Origin of the sequence: Ensifer sp. ENS09 (assembly GCF_014852425.1) — a bacterium.
GTDB lineage: Bacteria > Pseudomonadota > Alphaproteobacteria > Rhizobiales > Rhizobiaceae > Ensifer.
Map to the genome: position 1 here is coordinate 149,321 of NZ_JACVBP010000008.1, position 16,001 is coordinate 165,321.

12 protein-coding genes are annotated in these 16,001 nt (G+C 64.0%); 6 read left to right on the forward strand and 6 right to left on the reverse strand.

The window, feature by feature from the left end:
• Nucleotides 1-1,005 (forward strand): mechanosensitive ion channel family protein, encoded by a 1,005-nt coding sequence (locus IB267_RS31035; RefSeq protein WP_192451235.1) that lies wholly within the window; start codon nucleotides 1-3, stop codon nucleotides 1,003-1,005.
• Here IB267_RS31035 and IB267_RS31040 read toward each other — a convergent pair.
• Nucleotides 988-1,476, reverse strand: a complete 489-nt coding sequence (locus tag IB267_RS31040) for an Rrf2 family transcriptional regulator (RefSeq protein WP_192451236.1) — start codon at nucleotides 1,474-1,476, stop codon at nucleotides 988-990. The two genes, IB267_RS31035 and IB267_RS31040, sit on opposite strands and share 18 nt — an antisense overlap.
• A 114-nt stretch (nucleotides 1,477-1,590) precedes the next feature.
• Here IB267_RS31040 and IB267_RS31045 point away from each other — a divergent pair, with 114 nt between their 5' ends.
• Together IB267_RS31045 and IB267_RS31050 are read left to right on the forward strand one after the other, a co-directional pair.
• Nucleotides 1,591-2,493, forward strand: coding sequence for a M23 family metallopeptidase (locus IB267_RS31045; RefSeq protein ID WP_192451237.1), 903 nt, complete (start codon nucleotides 1,591-1,593; stop codon nucleotides 2,491-2,493).
• A gap of 85 nt (nucleotides 2,494-2,578) precedes the next feature.
• Nucleotides 2,579-3,223, forward strand: coding sequence for a LysE family translocator (locus IB267_RS31050; protein WP_192451238.1), 645 nt, complete (start codon nucleotides 2,579-2,581; stop codon nucleotides 3,221-3,223).
• A 59-nt stretch (nucleotides 3,224-3,282) separates the two neighbouring features.
• Here the strand turns inward: IB267_RS31050 and IB267_RS31055 are convergent, their stop codons facing one another.
• Nucleotides 3,283-4,557 (reverse strand): GGDEF domain-containing protein, encoded by a 1,275-nt coding sequence (locus IB267_RS31055; protein WP_192451239.1) that lies wholly within the window; start codon nucleotides 4,555-4,557, stop codon nucleotides 3,283-3,285.
• A 187-nt stretch (nucleotides 4,558-4,744) separates the two neighbouring features.
• Between IB267_RS31055 and IB267_RS31060 the strand changes: the two genes are divergently transcribed.
• Nucleotides 4,745-5,314 carry a methylated-DNA--[protein]-cysteine S-methyltransferase gene (locus IB267_RS31060; RefSeq protein WP_192451240.1) on the forward strand — a complete coding sequence of 190 codons (570 nt, stop codon included), beginning with the start codon at nucleotides 4,745-4,747 and terminating at the stop codon, nucleotides 5,312-5,314.
• A gap of 99 nt (nucleotides 5,315-5,413) precedes the next feature.
• Here the strand turns inward: IB267_RS31060 and IB267_RS31065 are convergent, their stop codons facing one another.
• The 4 genes from IB267_RS31065 to IB267_RS31080 all read right to left on the reverse strand — a co-directional run bounded on the left by IB267_RS31065 (nucleotide 5,414) and on the right by IB267_RS31080 (nucleotide 11,538).
• The gene (locus IB267_RS31065) at nucleotides 5,414-6,679 is read right to left on the reverse strand and encodes an alkyl sulfatase dimerization domain-containing protein (RefSeq protein WP_192451241.1); all 1,266 of its coding nucleotides are present in this window, start codon (nucleotides 6,677-6,679) and stop codon (nucleotides 5,414-5,416) included.
• Between the two features lie 122 nt (nucleotides 6,680-6,801).
• The gene (locus IB267_RS31070; RefSeq protein WP_192451242.1) at nucleotides 6,802-9,855 is read right to left on the reverse strand and encodes an AsmA family protein; all 3,054 of its coding nucleotides are present in this window, start codon (nucleotides 9,853-9,855) and stop codon (nucleotides 6,802-6,804) included.
• A 97-nt stretch (nucleotides 9,856-9,952) separates the two neighbouring features.
• Complete coding sequence (locus IB267_RS31075) at nucleotides 9,953-10,897, reverse strand: DUF817 domain-containing protein (protein ID WP_192451243.1); 945 nt, start codon at nucleotides 10,895-10,897, stop codon at nucleotides 9,953-9,955.
• 158 nt (nucleotides 10,898-11,055) lie between these two features.
• Complete coding sequence (locus IB267_RS31080; RefSeq protein ID WP_052202028.1) at nucleotides 11,056-11,538, reverse strand: hypothetical protein; 483 nt, start codon at nucleotides 11,536-11,538, stop codon at nucleotides 11,056-11,058.
• Between the two features lie 531 nt (nucleotides 11,539-12,069).
• Here IB267_RS31080 and IB267_RS31085 point away from each other — a divergent pair.
• Together IB267_RS31085 and IB267_RS31090 are read left to right on the forward strand one after the other, a co-directional pair.
• Nucleotides 12,070-13,812 carry a hypothetical protein gene (locus tag IB267_RS31085; protein WP_192451244.1) on the forward strand — a complete coding sequence of 581 codons (1,743 nt, stop codon included), beginning with the start codon at nucleotides 12,070-12,072 and terminating at the stop codon, nucleotides 13,810-13,812.
• A gap of 132 nt (nucleotides 13,813-13,944) precedes the next feature.
• Nucleotides 13,945-15,981: a type I secretion protein gene (locus tag IB267_RS31090; RefSeq protein ID WP_246810899.1), complete on the forward strand. Its 2,037-nt coding sequence runs from the start codon at nucleotides 13,945-13,947 to the stop codon at nucleotides 15,979-15,981.
• Nucleotides 15,982-16,001: the final 20 nt, after the last annotated feature.

Sequence of the window (16,001 nt, forward strand, 5' to 3'; positions counted from 1 at the left end):
ATGTTCGCCGAGCACCTGCCCTTGCCGCTCATCCTGATCAACCTTCTCGGGGCTGCCGGCATCCTCGTCTGGCTCCTGCAGGGTCGCCGCCGTCCGATGGCGCGGCTGATCGTCCAGATCCTGTTCTTCTCCATCATGACCGCGGTTCTCCTCCTTGCCGGGATGAGGCCGCATCGCGGCGACGACCAGCATCTGCAAGGCGAAGCGGCGTTCCTCGCGACCTCGGCGCGGGTACTTTGGTGGACACACCTCGCCTGGTCGCTCGTCGGCTTCGTTCGCCTCTACATCGTTCTTGACCGGCGGCCACAGGAAGCCCGCCTTCTGCAGGATCTCATCGTCGCTGCCGTCTATCTCGGCGTGGCGCTGTCGATCCTGGGGTTCGTCTTCAAAGCGCCGATCGGCACGCTCGTCGCCACGTCAGGCGTCGTCGCCATCATCTTCGGGCTTGCGCTTCAGAACACGCTCGGCGACGTCTTTTCCGGGATTGCCTTGACGCTGGGGCGGCCGTTCGCCATCGGCGATTGGCTGGCGCTCGGCGACGGAACCGAGGGACGGGTCATCGAAAACAACTGGCGCTCCACCTTTCTGCTCACCAGCGCCCACAATGTCGTCGTCCTGCCTAACAGCGCGCTCGCCAAGGTCGGGCTCACCAACTTCAGCCGCCCTGACGAAACCCATCAGATCTCGTTGCTGATCCGCATTGCTGCGTATCACTCGCCCGGCCGGGCCGAAGAGGTCTTGCGGATCGCCTTGCAGGCATGCACCCGGATCGTGCACGATCCGCCGCCGGCCGTGGCCCTCAAGGCGATCGACGCCGTGGCGATCGAGATCGAGTTGCAGTTTCGCGTCAGAAGCCCGGCGGAAAGGACGCCCGCGCGAAACGAGGTGATCGCACGCGTCCATGAGCATTGCCGGCAAGATGGCCTGTCGCTCGCGCTGCCGGCGTATCTCTACATCTCGCCGGCTGAAACCACGGCAGGGCGCCGCTCATCCGGCGCGCTCTAGCACCCAGGCGAAACTTCGCTTCCAGAGATCGGCGGGGAGTTCCTTCGAGAGGATCTCGATCAGATCGGACAGGCGCACGCTTCGCAGCTTGTCGCGCCAGGCTTCGTCCGCCTCCCACATGATGCGCGCCACCGCGCAGGGCGTCTCGTCGCAGGAACCGGGCGCCCGGCAGGGATTGTTGGCCCGGATGTTGGTGCAGACGAAGGTGCGCGTCCTGCCTTCGACCGCCTCGACGATTTCGAGGAAGGTCAGTTCCGCTGGCGCTTTCGCCAGCCGGTAGCCTCCCGAAGGGCCGAGGGTCGTGTGGACGAGGCCTGCCTGTGACAGGCTTTGCAGCGCCTTTGACAGATACTCCTTCGGAAGTCCGTGGAATTCGGCCAGCGCCTTGGTCGATAGGTAGCGGCCCTCGGGCAGGCCGGCGAGAATGGCGCAACAGTGCAACGCCCATTCGACTTGGCTCTTAAGGATCATACGCTCTAACGATCATTTTTCGTCCGGCAGATGCCGTTCGCATCTATTAAGGACAAAAAATATCCCTATTTTTTCCCTGTGTAAACAGCGCCGGCGTGTGCAACAGGAGGGGTCATGGTCGTTGTCATCGGCTTTCTGCTTGCTCTCAGCATCCTGTTGCCGCTTGCCTTCATCTGGCGACTGTGGTGGCTGAACGAGCCGACCCGGCTTGGCTGGCTGCTGGCGCTTGCAGAAACCGTCGTCCTGCTCGCCCTGATCGGGCTTCTCAACCGTTGGGATATCGCCGGCTTCTGGAGCCGGGCGGCGCTTGCCGCGCTCGCGGTCGCAGCGGCTCTGGTTTCGTTGCCCCAACATTGGCGCCGGCCCTGGCTGTCGCTCGATCGTGGCGCCTTGGCGCGCAGCCTGGTGCCGACCGTAGCCTCTCTCGTCGTCTTCGGTGCAGCACTCGCCTATGTCACCTGGGGCATTGGTGCACGGCACAATCCGCGCGCGCTGACCTTTCCGCTGACCGGCGGTCGCTTCGTCGTCGCGCAGGGCGGCGGCATCGGCGTGCTCAATCATCACAGCGATCACCCGGCGCAACACCACGCTCTCGACATCACGGCGATCGGCGACGCCGGCTTCCGGGCGTTCGGACTGCTGCCCAGGGATCCCGCCGACTACGCCATCTTCGGCAAGACCGTCGTCAGTCCTTGCGAGGGAGAGGTCGTTGCGGTCGTCGACGGGCTTCCCGACCTGCCGCCGCCCGAGGCGGACCGGGACAACCCGGCCGGAAACCACGTGATCGTCGCCTGCGACAGCATGCGGGTGGAACTGGCGCATCTGCGCGAGGGGAGCGTGACCGCGACGGTCGGGGCGCGGGTTTTCGCCGGCGACCCGATCGGCGCCGTCGGCAACTCCGGCAACAGCACGGAGCCGCATCTGCACATTCATGCCGTCGATGCCGGATCCGGAAAGGCGGTTCAACTGTCCTTCGACGGGCGTGTTCCTTCACGCAACGCGCAATTCGCCAGGTGAGAACCGATGCGTGGTTGAGCGGGCGGTGCTTTACACGTTCGATCTGAACGGCCAAAGATAGGCCGCTCACGGGAGGAGCTCGTTCATGGACATCAGCACCATGGCTGCCTTTGCGGCCGTCACCTTCATCGCGGTGGTCACGCCCGGCCCGGACGTGATCCTGGCGATGGCCAATGGCTCTCGTTTCGGCATGAAAAAGGCGGTTGCCGGGATGATCGGCGTGCTCCTTTCCGACTTCTTCCTGATCGCCGCCGTGGCAGCCGGCCTCGGCGCCATCCTCGCCGCCTCGGAGTTCTGGTTCTCGGTCGTCAAATATGTAGGCGCCGGCTATCTCGCCTGGCTCGGCTACAAGATGCTTCGGCCCGGCAGAACCGAAAAAGCCGAAGGACAGAACTCGGAAAACGCCGATCTCGTTCGCACGGAATCCGCGCTTGCGATCTGCCGCCACAGCATGATCGTGGCCATCACCAACCCGAAGGCCTACCTGTTCTTCTCTGCGCTGCTGCCGCAGTTCATCAACCCGGGCGCGCCGCAATTGCCGCAGTTCCTGGCGCTTACGGCCGTGTTCACCGTCGTCGAGTTTGCCGTCATGTTCGGCTACGCCCTTGTCGGCTTCAAGACGACGCAGTTTGCCGCCTTGTCGATGCGGCGCTGGATGGAAAGAGGCTGCGGCGGCGCCTTGCTTGTCTCGGCTGCCTCGCTCGCGCTGGTAAAGCGCGTCAACGGATAGGCGGCGGGTCGCGATAACGGGGTGCTCGGCCGATCGTTCGTTTTCGGGATGCGGAAGGTTCAGGAGCCGGTGGGCCGCCGTGTCGCAGCACTGCTTCTGGCAGGGCTTAATGATAGAAGCGTCGCCGCCGTTTCGGCGGGTGCGATCGAGCCCGCTGCAAACTGCGGCACGCCCGACGGATCATCCGACCAAACGCTGTTTCGGCCGGCGGCCTTGGCGGCGTAAAGCGCGGCGTCGGCGGCGGAAATGATCGCGTGCACATCCTCGTGCCGGTCGGCAAAGGCAATGCCGATGCTGACCGTTGCCGACCGCACGCCCTTGGCCGTGCTCATCCGGCGCGCCTCGAGCGAGGTGCGAATGCTGTCGGCAATGGCGATCGCGTCGGCGCGATCCGCCTGCGGCAGGCAGGCGGCGAATTCTTCCCCGCCGATGCGCGCGATCACGGCGCTGCGCGGCACGGCCTTCGAGAGGATCCCGGCAAATTCCACGAGCACCTGGTCGCCCACCGTATGGCCGAAGCGATCGTTGATCGCCTTGAAGTGATCGATGTCGAGATAGAGCAGCGCTCCCCTGGCCGGTTGCGTGGCGAGATGGCTCTCCAGCTGCGCAAGGAACGAGCGGCGGTTCGGCACACCCGTCAGCGCATCGGTCTCCGAGGCGAGCTTGTAGCGTTGCTGGGTTCGCTCCTTGACCATGGCGAAGAAGGCGAAACCACCGGCGAGGCTGTGAAGAAACAGCTCGAAGGTCAGCAACTGGTACCAGAGCGGCTGCGCCGTTCCCGCCGCCGTGTTGCCGGCGAGCGGCCAGATCAGGATCAGCGGAATGCGGGCGAGGTAGAGCAGGCCATGGGTGGCGAAGACGAAAGCGACGATGTAGGAGCTGGGGAGCTTGCGGAAATTCTCCGACCGGAAGATCTCGTGCGCGATCAGTGCCGAATAGGCGAAGATCAGCATGGAATAGAGCACGATCCGGCTGGTGACGCTCTCGCGAACATAGTCTGAGGAGTAGGTGACGACGATCCACAGGAGCGGCCCGATGAGCGCGGAGGCGATCTTGAGCGGCTGATTGTCAAAGGCGCGCAGGCCGAGCCAGATCATCGCCAGCCCCAGCACCGCGAGCGCGTTGCCGAGCGAGATGGTGATGAAGTTGTAGCCGTCGCCGCGCAGCGTCAACAGGACAAAGCCGAGCGCGCCGATGGCGAAGGCCGAGGACCACAGAAGCAATTCGAGGCTTTTGCGCTCCTGTCGCCAGGCAAGTCCGAAGAAAGCGGCGAAGATCACCAGTGTCGCGAACGAACTGAGCATGATCGTCGGGGTATGCAGGATGTCCACCATCGTCTCCTGATGTTCGCGCGAAACCATGCCCGACAAGCGTAAAGCTTTCGCAAATGACGGCGAGGGGCGGCGTGCGGAGCTTCGGGCAATCTGTGCCAAAACGGCGGTCGCATAGGCAGGAAACGGGTTGAATTCGGCGGCGTCCTGCACGATTTTTGAGGGAGGCGCACAAGTGGAGGCAAGGTCGATGGGCCAGGCGATGCATCGATATTTCATCTTTGAGACCGCAGCCGGGTTCTGCGGCATCGCCTGGAACGATGTCGGCATCACGCGCTTTCAATTGCCGACCAGCACGCGAGATGCGACCGAACGGCTGTTGCTACGGCGGCTGCCTTCTGGCGGGGCATCGGAGCCGACACCTGAAATAGAGGCGGCGGTGGAAGCCGTGCAGCGCTACTTTGAAGGCAGGGAGGTTGATTTCTCCGGCTTCGCGGTTGATCTGCAAGGCCAGGATAAATTTTTCCTGCGCATCTATGCGGCCGCGCGGGCGTTGCGCTGGGGCCAGACCACGACCTATGGCGCGCTCGCCAAGGAACTGGGCGTCGGGCCGGAAGCAGCGCGCGATGTTGGCCAGGCCATGGCGAAGAATCCGGTATCGCTGATCATCCCCTGTCATCGGGTGCTGGCCGCCGGCGGCAAGATCGGCGGGTTTTCGGCGCCCGGCGGATCGACCACCAAGACGCGCATGCTCGAACTGGAAGGCGTCCACCTGGAAGAGCAACAGCCAAAGCCCGCACAGCAGTCCTTTGGCTTCTAAGTAAACTCGTTCGAGCGCGTGCCTGGTGAAGAGGCTTCACGCGACAGGAATTAAGCTCTTGTTTTTACAGCGTTGTCGCAAATCGTTGCGCGGCATGCGTTAGCCTTTGGACCGCTGCGCGGCCTCGCGTTCGTAGACCGCGAGGAAGGCCTTGCCCATCAGTGACTTCTCGTTCTCAATGCTCTGTCGCAGGACCGCCGCGCGGGTTGCCTGAATGGCACGGTCGTCGGGTGCGGCTGCACTGGCGAATTCTATGAGCTGCACCGCAAGGCGGAAACTCCCTTCCTCCGATAGGCGCACGGCTCGTTCTGCAAGCTTTACGGCGCCGCCGGCAAGAGCGGCCAGTTCCGATGCGAGGTCGGCGGTCCGCGGCGGCTTGAGGTGGGCCGCATCGCCATCGAACCAGCCGGCATAGAAGTGATAAATGCCGCGCACGAGGAATTCCGGGTCGTCGTATTTGGCTGCCAGATAGGGTTTGGCCAGATATGCATCCGGCACCTTCACCGCATGCAGGACTTCGTCGAGTGTTGCGCCCCTGTTGAGGAGCGCGAGCGTTTCGCGCACAAGATGCTCGAGCGCCTCTGCCCCGTCGCGCAGCATCTCGGCCGCGCGCTCGTCGCCAAAGACGACCGGACCGTGACCGGGAATGAGGACCGACGGGGCGAGCGCCTCCATCCGCCGGAGTGCCGTCGCCCAATCGGCAGCATAGCGCTGCACCTTGCGCGGATTGCCGGCGTTCGGAAACACCCAGATGACGAAATCGCCGCTCGCAAGGACGCGCCGTTCCGGCAGCCAGACGAATGTTGCGTCGTCGGTCTCGCCCCTGCCGTGAAAGAGTTCGATCCGCTCGCCGCCTATGGAGAGCGACAGGGTGTCGTCATAGACCACGTCCGGTCGCCGCTGGCCGATCGGGTAGATGTAGCCCGGATTGTTGAACTGCTGGCTCTGCGCGATGCTGTTGTAGCCATGCGAAACTTCGTAGCGCTCCATTCGCCGCTTCACGTTGCGGTGGGCGACGATCCGCGGCCGCGCCAGCCCGCGCGCATCCGCTTCCCGGTCGATATCCGTGATCCCGCTGGTATGGTCGATATGGCCATGGGTGAAGACGACGGTGTGTATGGGGCTGTCGTCCCACGAGCGTATGACGTCGAGGGTCTGCTTTGCCGTTTCCGGCTTCGCGGTATCGATCAGGACCAGACCTTCGCGCGTGCGGATGGCCGTCACGCTGCCGCAGAAATAGGTCGTATGGACGGTGATGATATCGTCGGCGACGTGCGTGATGGCACCATGCGAGACCGCGGCGGTCCATTCTTCCATCTGAGCCGTGCCGTCCCACAGACGCTCGAACAACGGGTCGTGTCTCATGATCTTTCTGTCCTTGCAGCAATCGCAGACAGCTTTAGCACCGCCGGCCGCAGTTGGAAGCCGGCACGTGCGGTCTTACGAGCATGTTTCAGGCTTCGGGCTCCATCACCGAAGCCGCTTGCTCACTGAAGAAGCTTGAACAGCTTTCCCAAGGTGCTCTTGTCCTGTGCCGGCTGCTCGGCTTCTGCGGCGGGTTGCTGCTCGGGCTGCGGCGTTTCCGGCGATGGCTGTTCCGCAGCCGTGTCGGGCGGAATTTGCCCTTCGACAGGCGGTGCCGCCTCGGGCTCGGCGCTGCCACCGCCGATGATCTGCTCGATGGAGAGTTCTCGGCCTTCATCTTTCTGCTGCTTGCCGATCGCGCCGCTGAGGATGTCGCGGAGCTTCCCTCCCTTGCCTTCGCCGGACAGGAGTTCGTCGAGCCCCAGCTTGCCGGTCGGCAATCCGAGCTTCTTCAAGGTCGAAAGCGCGGCATCGGGATTCTTCAGAAGGCCCGATAGGTCGGGATAGATGTGCGGAGCGGCAAACGAGCCTTCGATGATGACGGGCACGCCGATGCCTTCCGTCGCGATATCGGCGCCCTGGCCCTGCAAGGATGCGACGACGCGTGGATCAAGCCGGAAGTTCAACTGGTCCTCCGGCAGGTTTGCCTCGCCCTTGCCGCTCATCCGCACCAGCGGGCCGACGAGCTTGATGTCGTCGGTGCGCGCAACGCCGTTCTCGATCGCAAAGGACGCCCCGAGCTCGGTAAAGCCAGTCGCCTTGTTGTCGTTCTGCTTGAAGCCGGACGACATCAGGCCGACGAGATTGTTGTAGACGTCGGCAACGTCGATCCCGCGAATGGCGCCGTCGGAGAAACGCACTTGCGCCGTGCCCTTGAGCGCTCGCTTGAGCGCGCCCGTCGTGCCGCCGGCGCCTGCAATGTCGAACGTCGTCTGCAGCGCGCCTTCAAGGTGCTTGAAGTTCGCAAGGTCGGTGAGCAGCGGCGCGGCCGAAGCGCCCGAAATCGAGGCCTTCACCGCGATCGACGGCTCCGTGCCGGAGCCGTCTGCGGTGAGGCTTGCGGCCACCTGGCCGCCATAGAAGGGGCTTTCGGGAATGTCGAGGTTCGCAATGCCCTCGGAGATCCTCAGGGAAGTTGCGACCGGCCCGGCGACGACGCGGCCGTAACCGAGCTTCTCGGCATCGACCTTGATGGAGGCATCGATCGAGCGAAGTGCGGACAGATCCAGCGGCGCATCCGGGGCAGGGCCTCCGCCCCCTTTGCCCTTGGCCTTCGCCTGCGGCGCTGCCGACGGTGCGCCGGCGAGCCGCGCGAGATCCAGTTCCTTGAAATGGAGCGCGCTTGAAATTTTGAGCGGGGTTCCAAGTTCGACCGCGCCGTTGCCGCTTCCCTCGACCCCGTTGACCGAGAGCGTGGCCTTCTGGAACGCGACGCCGGCAGCGCTTGCCTGTACGTCGCCATTGAAGGCGAATTGCCCGATGCCGCCCGCGTCTGCCTGCCCGATCCAGGCAAGGAGCGTCTGCAGGTCTGCGGCCGCGAAGTTGACCTTGCCGGCGTAGCTGCCCGCAAGCGCCGCCTTGCCGTCCAGCGCAAGCGTCGCTTCTTTCGTGCGCACATCGAGCTTCAGCGGGATGTCACCCGCGCGGGCGTTGGCATCCATCAGCAGGTCGCGGACCGGCAGCGTGAGGTCGATCTCGGCCGGATTGCCGCGCCACACGAGGCTGCCCGCAAGGCGCATCGGCTTGGCAAGGCCCTCGATCTTGAGGGCGAGCTTCTTTGCCTTCACCTCGGCCATCGCCGGATCGGCGATGCCGGGAATGACGATGGTCGCGTCGCGCAGGCTTGCGCCACCGGTCACGTTGATCGTCTTGCGCACGGAGCTTGCGCTCAGTCCGCGAAACGCGAAGGCCGTGTCCATCGTCACGGTCCCCGTCAGCGGCACCGCTTGGCCGGCCAGAGCCGCGAGTTTGGAAACGTCGAGCCCGTTGCTGACGACGCGGCCCTGGAAAATCGGCTCGGCGGCGCTGACGTCGGCGGCGAGATCGGCGGCAACACTACCGGCGTCGATGCCGAGATGCTCGAGCCGCCCGGTCAGTTGTCCGTCCTTGAGCGTCGCCGTCAGCGTGACGTCGGATGCGTCAATGTCGCCGACGGCAAGGGCGCCGACATTGACGCTGATATCGGCGTCAAAGCCGGCCAGCGCCTGCAGGCCCGCTGCCGCCTTGGCCTTGTCCGTCCGGCCTGCCGGTTCCTCGGGCTGCGAGGAGGATGCGGCGGTCTCGCCGCCCCCGAGGAACGCGCTCAGATCCAGCCGCTCGGCATTGAGGTCGGCGAGGAACCGCGGGCGGCTGCCCGGCACGAACAGCGCGTCGAGCCCGAGCGCTTCGTCGCCGATCGTAAGCTTGCCGCCGCGGATCTGGTAACCGCCATTGGCATTCAGCGCCACCTGGCCGCTGGCGGTCAGTTCGGTGAGCCCGGCCGCGAGCTGAGGCTCGGCCTGCAGCGAGAGGCTGAGTTCGGCGGGCTTGTGCTCGAGCAACGGACGCAACGGCGAGACGGCAAGCGTCACCTCGTAGCGCCGGCCCTCGACGCCGGCGCCGGCCGAGAGCGACAATTCGCCATCGATATCCGGAACGGCGAGCGTGAGGTCGAGATCCTTGACGACATCGACCGAACCGCCGGCGTCCTCCTGCCGCAGCGTTCCCTCGCTGATCGAGATCTTGTCGATGGCGCTTTTTTCGAGGAACGCCACGAGAGCGGCGAGCGGATCGCGTGTTTCGCCCGTGTTCGCCTGTCCCGCCTCCCCCCCGTCTTGGGCGGCCGCGGCGGCCTCGGCCTTCGGCCGCAGCGCCACGACAGGGCGCACAAGCCTTACTTCCCTAACGTGCAGGCGGTCGGACCAGAGCGAGGAGAGCGTCACCGAGCCCGCGACTTCGCCGATCTCTGCGGCCATGCCATCGGCATCGAGCGAAACGTTTTCGGCCACCACCGCCAGGTGCGGGACGACGGAAAGCCTGACCGGGCCGTTGAGCGCGATTGCGCTGCCGGTCGCGTTCGAGAGTTGCCGCCCCAGTTCGGCGCGCATCCAGTCGCTCGAAACGAAGCTGGGCAGGATCATGACTGAAACGACAGCGAGCACGCCGAGCGCCAGCAGGCAAAGAAAGAAACGCCGCATGTTTCCCCTCGTTGCGAAAGCGATTGATTCGGTATCGTTTTCCAGCGCGCGCCGTTTTGCAACTCCCGGGGAGATCCGGCCCATCTCTAGGGTTGCGCTATCGCGCGACGACACCCTTTGCGGCGGCGGCTGAATCGCCCATCTCGGCGGCCTTCCTCTCGGCCCCGGCGGCCGAAGCGACAACCGCGCGTGGACGATGCACGAGCGTGACGAGTACGAAGGACAGGATCATCAACAGATACCAGGCGCCGAGTTTTTGCACGGAGACCAGCGTCCAGCCGGCATGCTGCGAGGGATAGATCCAGGCCCGCGACCATGTGCCGATGTTTTCGGCGAACCAGATGAAGAGGGCGACCAGCAGGAAGCCGAGAAGCAGCGGCATGCGGTGGCGAAAGCGAAAAACGCGATAGTGCACCGTGGTGCGAAGGAAGAGGATCGCGGTCAACCCGAAGAGCGCGTAGCGCAGGTCGATGATGTAGTGGTGGCTGAAGAAGTTGACGTAGATGGCAAAAGCCAAGAGCAGGGTGGCAAGGAGTGGCGGGTAGTTGCTGTAGCGCATGTCGAGAATGCGGGTCACGCGCGCCAGGTAGGAGCCGACCGCTGCATACATGAAGCCCGAAAACAAAGGCACGCCGCCGATGCGAAAGAAGCTCGGCTCCGGATAGATCCAGGAGCCGACGGAGGTTTTGAAGATTTCCATCAGCGTGCCGACGACGTGAAAGATCAGGATGACCTTGGCCTCGGCCATCGTCTCGAGCTTGAAGACGAGCAGCGAGACCTGGATGGCGATGGCGCTCAGGAACAGGAAGTCGTAGCGCGCGAGACCACTGCCTTCGGGCCAGTAGAATTTCGTTGCCAGCATCAGGGCCAGCATGGCGCCGCCGAAGAGGCAGGCGAAGGCCTGCTTGATGCCGAACACCAGAAATTCGGTCAGGCCGCCAAGGGGGCCGCTTGCCGGAAGCCGGTCGAGCACGCCATGGGCCGCAGCGTCGATGCGCGCCTCAAGGCTCGTAAACCGCCTCTCTTCGGGCTCTCCAACCATCCGCATCGCCTCCCGTTGCCATCGCTCGTGCGATGGCCTGACAATGCGGTTGAATTGTGGATGGGTGGAAACCGGGCCGTGTGGGGCCGCCGCGCGTCCGTCACCGCCCGCAGGCGGCAGGATGGCGACGGGCCGCAATCAGCGTTCGTGGCGGTCGATCAGCGCGGGAAGGCGTAGCGGTCGACGATCGCCCAGATTTCCCGGTTGACCTCCTGCAGCTGCTCGATCACCTCGTTGATCCGAGCGATCTCCGCTTCGTTGATCTGCTCGATCTTGCCGTACTTGATCGTGTCCTTGCTGTCGAAGATCGCCATCAGCTGCGTGCTCGCCTGGTCGCCGGTTTCGTCGAAGGAATAGATGCAGTGGCTGTACTTGTTGCGGAGCTTCGCCTGCCGGCCAAGCTGTTGGGTAATCGCGAGAATTTCCTGCCGCTGGGCGGCAGGCGTCTTTCCCATCTTGGTCAGCCGCTCGACGAGTTCGATGCGGGCCCGCGTCGTGTTCAGCGTCAGGAAGATGACGATCGCGGTTTCCTTGTCGACCCGGGCGAGGCCGGCGATGAGGTAGATGAGCAAACTCTCCGTATTGGTCCACGTATAGTTGAGTTGTCCGATCAGAAGTAGGATCTCATGAAATCTTGCCATGGGCCCCTGCCAACGCTTTCGTCCGTCAATGGACGAACGTTAGAATATCCCATTCTGGCGGCGAGTAAATTTGTTCCGGCAGGCGCCCTGCAGGGCCTGAAACGCAACGCCCAGCCCTGTCGTCGGCTTGGCGCCAGCGGAAGGTTGATGGCCACATTTTACCTAACCCACGGGTGAAGACATCCGGTCGTCGCCGCTAGCCCGCGGTGGTTAGCCCGAACTGACAACTTACAATGTGTATCGCTTTTCGACAGACTCTCCAGCGCAACCGGCGAGCAGGACGCATCGGGCCTTATGGGGCTAGCACTGCATCGAATGGCAAAATGCCCTTTAGGGAACCTGATCCGGTCCTCTCGACCCAATAGGGGAGAGGCAGCCAGAAGAAAGCAATCGAAATATCGGCATGCGGACGCTGCGGCGTCCAGGAGGAACCATTTTCATTAAGTTCAACATGTAGCCCGCGCATGGCCCAAATCCGCGTATGAGAAGAATGCGGCTCGGCTGTCGCGGCCTCAACTTGAGGTGATCGTTATGAGCAAGGACAAGAATATCCTGTGGCCATGGGATGACAGCCAGTCTCAAGATCAAGACCAGGACCAAGGACAGGGCCAGGGTCAAGGACAACTGCAGGCGGAGCTGCAGGGCCAGCTTCAGGGGCAGGGACAAGGCCAGGGCCAGGGGCAAGACCAGGGACAGGGCCAGGATCAAGGCCAAGGCCAGGACCAGGGACAGTCGCAATACAGCGAATCCTACAACGGCAACCTGAACGGCAATGGCAACCTGAACGGTAACGGCAATGCCAATGCGAACGGCAACGGCAACCTGAACGGTAACGGCAACGCCAACCTCAATGGCAACGGCAATGCCAACCTCAACGGCAATGGCAACGCCAACCTGAATGCCAACCTCAACGAAAACAGCTCGCATGTCGACGTCGACAGCAAGACGACCGTCGATGTGAGCGTCGATCTCGACCTCAGCGGCTACCAGCCGTCCGATGACGATTTCGCCGATATCGACAACTCCTCCATCCATGGCATGGCAAACACGAGCTTCAAGGACATCCTGAACGGCTCGATGAACGGCAACAGCAACGTTGCCAACGTGTTCAGCCAGAACGCCATCATGTCGGATGACGACAGCGCGTCGGACATCAATAACAGCGGCACGCTGAACCAGAACGGCGACGCCAATGCCGGGGACGCCCACTCGGGCGACGGCATCCAGGCCGGGGCAGACGGTGGCGAGGGCGGTAGCAAGGCCTATGCCAACGGCGGCGACGGCGGCGACGGCGGCCATTCGATCGGTGGCTTCGCGGGCGCTGGCGACGGCGATGGCGGCGACGCAGACAACAATGCCGATGCGACCGGCGGTGCAGGCCTTGGCGGCATTGCTGCCAGTGTCGGCGTTGGTGGCGGCAGCTCCAGCGGTGATGCGAATGGCGGTACGGCGACAGCCGGTGCCGGTGGTGCTGGTGGCGCCGGTCTCGGCGTCGGCCTCGGTCTCGGTGTGGGTCTTGGTGTCGGTGCGGCAGCCGGTGGTGACGGTGGCAGCAATGGCGCCGGCAACGGTGGTACGAGCGGCGACGTCTCGAGTGGCACGGCCGGATCGTCGGATGCAGGCGACGGCGGTGACGCTGGCGGCTTCATCCTGCCGATCCTGAACCTTGCCGGCGACGGCGGCGACAGCAACGGTGGCAACAGCGTAGCGGTCGGCGATACCGGCAGTGCTGACGGTGGCGATGCTGGCGATGCCGGCGACGGCGGCAGTGGCTTCGGTGCCGGGTTCGGCGCCGGTGCAGGCTATGGGGCCGGTGCGGGCGTCGGTGGCGCCGGCGGCGGTGGTGGCGACGCCTATGCCGGCGGCGGCTCCACGGGTGACTCGACTGGCGGCGACGGTACCGGTGGTGCTGCAACCGGTGGTCATGGCCTCGGTGGTCTCGCGCTCACGGGTTCGTGGGCTGCGGGTGGCGACGGTGGCGATGCCTATGGTGGCCACGCGTTGGGTGGTGCGGCCGGTGACGGCGGTGCCGGTGGCTTCGCAACGAATGGCGACGGCGGCGCTGGTGGCAGCGCCGGCATGTGGGGCTCGTACAATGGTGACGACAGCTTCGTCGAAGGGCTCTCCTCGGCGTCGGCCGATGCCGTCATCGACACCAACGCCTTCAACCAGCAGATCGTGCTTGGTGCGAACCTGCAGGGCAACACGATCGACATGACGGTTGTTGGTGGGGACTTCACGACCACCGCGGTCGGCGACGACGACAACACCTGATCATAAGGTGATGCCGAACCGCATGCCGCGGACATCGGCATTGAATTGGACTGCGCGGGGAGCCTCTCGCGCAGTCCGGCATGACCCGCCATGCCAGAGGGGACTGCCGGTTACAAGAAGGAGGCCCTGACCTTGTATTCCGCAAAGATCACCGAGGCCATTGCCCATTTCATCGGTCTTTTCGAGCTCTCGGCCGAAGAGGCCCGTCTGCGTGAAATCCACGAGAAATTCGATCCGGATCGAGAGGTCCACAAGGACCCGAAGGAACTCTCGTCTGCGCCGGTCAAGGTGCACGCACCCTACGATCTCGACGATTTCAACCCCGACGTCCCGTACAAGCCGGTCGGACCGGACATCTTCATGCCGATTCCGGACGGCTATGCCGGAGTGTCTTTGCCGGAGTATCCCATTTTTGGCGGTTCCTTTGGTCGCGCCAGCACAGAAGCCTTCCTGCAGGGCGGATCGCCGAGATCGGCGGCCCAGGTGGTCGAGCCGCACATCAACCCGCCGGGTTCGGTCGTGGTCTACAGCAACCAGATCGCCGAACTCTCGGACAACGACTTCGTCAGCGTCGGCGGGCATGGACTGACGTCCAGCCTGCAGATCGACAACAGCGCCACGATGGCCGAACTCATCGATGCGGCACAGCAGATTTCGCTGTTCGGCGACACCGATGTCGCTGGCTCCAGCGATGCGATCGCCAGCCTCGTAACGAACGCGGCTGAAAGGCTCGATGCCTATGCGGCCAGCGGCGAGGCAGAGGCTGAGGGGATGACCGTCAGCCATTTCGTCGCCAAGGCAAGCGCGCTCGAAGGCATCTATGTGAATGGCGTGATCGTCGAGGAAGCGCCAGTTCTGAAGGATCATCTGCCGGGCGCGGACGAGGCCACCGAGACACCGGACGAGCCTGCACTTACGAACGGGCCGGTCGAGGTCAGCGGCGGCGTCGCGTACGGGGAAGGCGCCGTTTCGATCAACAGTTCGGTCGAACTGGAAACCGGCAGCAACACGCTGGTCAACTCCGTCGTGATCACCAGCAACTGGCTGCAGGCGGACGTACTGGCTGTGGCCGGCGACCATGTCGCGGTCAACGCGATCGTGCAGGTCAACGCCTATTACGACAGCGACCTCGTCAGTTCGGCGCTCAGCGGCGGCAGTCCGGAGCAGGCCGCCACCCAGGCGCTCAACATCGCGATGTTCAAGCATGTCCAGCCGGCGCAGGAACCAGCCCATGCGGAAACCGGGGACTTCCCCAAGGCCTGGGCCATCACCGAGGTCAAGGGCGACCTGATGATGGTGAACTGGTTGCAGCAGTTTAGCTTCATGTCGGACCAGGACACGGCGATCCTTTCGGCTTCGGGCTCGAAGCTTTCGATCGTCGCCGGCGACAACACCGCCGCCAACGAGGTTTCGCTGCTCGAGCTCGGATACCGCTTCGACCTGATCTTTGTTGGCGGAAGCGTCTTCGACGCCAACATCATCCAGCAGACGAACATCCTGCTCGACAATGATCTGATTGGTGCCGTCGGCGGATTCCACACCAGCGGGGCCGGTTCGGTCTCGACCGGTGGAAACCTGCTTTGGAACTATGCCGGCATCGTCGAGGCCGGTCGTGCAGGCCCGGTCAATCCGATGTCGGACGGTTACCTGTCGGCGCTGGAGGACCTGTCGGAAGGCAAGAAGCCGTCGGGCGACGACTTTCTGCATGATCCCGCCTTTGCCGGGCTCCATGGCCTGCGGGTGCTCTCCATTTCCGGCGACCTCATCAGCCTCAACTATATCCAGCAGACCAACATCCTCGGCGACAGTGATCAGGTGACGCTGGCGATGAACGCGCTCGAGGCGCGCCCGGATGCGGACTGGACCATTTCCACCGGCTCGAACGCCCTGTTGAACTATGCCGGCATCGTCGATGTCGATACCGGCAAGACGATCTATGCCGGCGGCGGCGCCTATTCGGACGAGGTGCTCATCCAGGCGGAGCTGGTCAAGAACGATCCCTATCTCGGAAGCCAGAACCCGGATGCGCTCGTCAGCGAGGCGGTGATCTTTCTCGGCGACGACATGCTCACGCCGGATTCCGGCCACCAGCCGCAGGACCAGATCTCGCCGAACCAGCACAGCATCGACACGGCCAGCGCCGACCCCATGCACAGCATGGTCGCCTGATGGGAGTGCGGGAGGATAAT

Excerpts from the sequence above, each read along its gene's own strand:
- IB267_RS31040 (WP_192451236.1), bottom strand. The coding sequence starts at position 1,476 with ATGATCCTTAAGAGCCAAGTCGAATGGGCGTTGCACTGTTGCGCCATT.
- IB267_RS31085 (WP_192451244.1), top strand. The coding sequence starts at position 12,070 with ATGAGCAAGGACAAGAATATCCTGTGGCCATGGGATGACAGCCAGTCT.
- IB267_RS31050 (WP_192451238.1), top strand. The coding sequence starts at position 2,579 with ATGGACATCAGCACCATGGCTGCCTTTGCGGCCGTCACCTTCATCGCG.
- IB267_RS31065 (WP_192451241.1), bottom strand. The coding sequence starts at position 6,679 with ATGAGACACGACCCGTTGTTCGAGCGTCTGTGGGACGGCACGGCTCAG.
- IB267_RS31035 (WP_192451235.1), top strand. The coding sequence starts at position 1 with ATGTTCGCCGAGCACCTGCCCTTGCCGCTCATCCTGATCAACCTTCTC.
- IB267_RS31055 (WP_192451239.1), bottom strand. The coding sequence starts at position 4,557 with ATGGTGGACATCCTGCATACCCCGACGATCATGCTCAGTTCGTTCGCG.
- IB267_RS31060 (WP_192451240.1), top strand. The coding sequence starts at position 4,745 with ATGGGCCAGGCGATGCATCGATATTTCATCTTTGAGACCGCAGCCGGG.
- IB267_RS31070 (WP_192451242.1), bottom strand. The coding sequence starts at position 9,855 with ATGCGGCGTTTCTTTCTTTGCCTGCTGGCGCTCGGCGTGCTCGCTGTC.
- IB267_RS31045 (WP_192451237.1), top strand. The coding sequence starts at position 1,591 with ATGGTCGTTGTCATCGGCTTTCTGCTTGCTCTCAGCATCCTGTTGCCG.
- IB267_RS31080 (WP_052202028.1), bottom strand. The coding sequence starts at position 11,538 with ATGGCAAGATTTCATGAGATCCTACTTCTGATCGGACAACTCAACTAT.
- IB267_RS31075 (WP_192451243.1), bottom strand. The coding sequence starts at position 10,897 with ATGGTTGGAGAGCCCGAAGAGAGGCGGTTTACGAGCCTTGAGGCGCGC.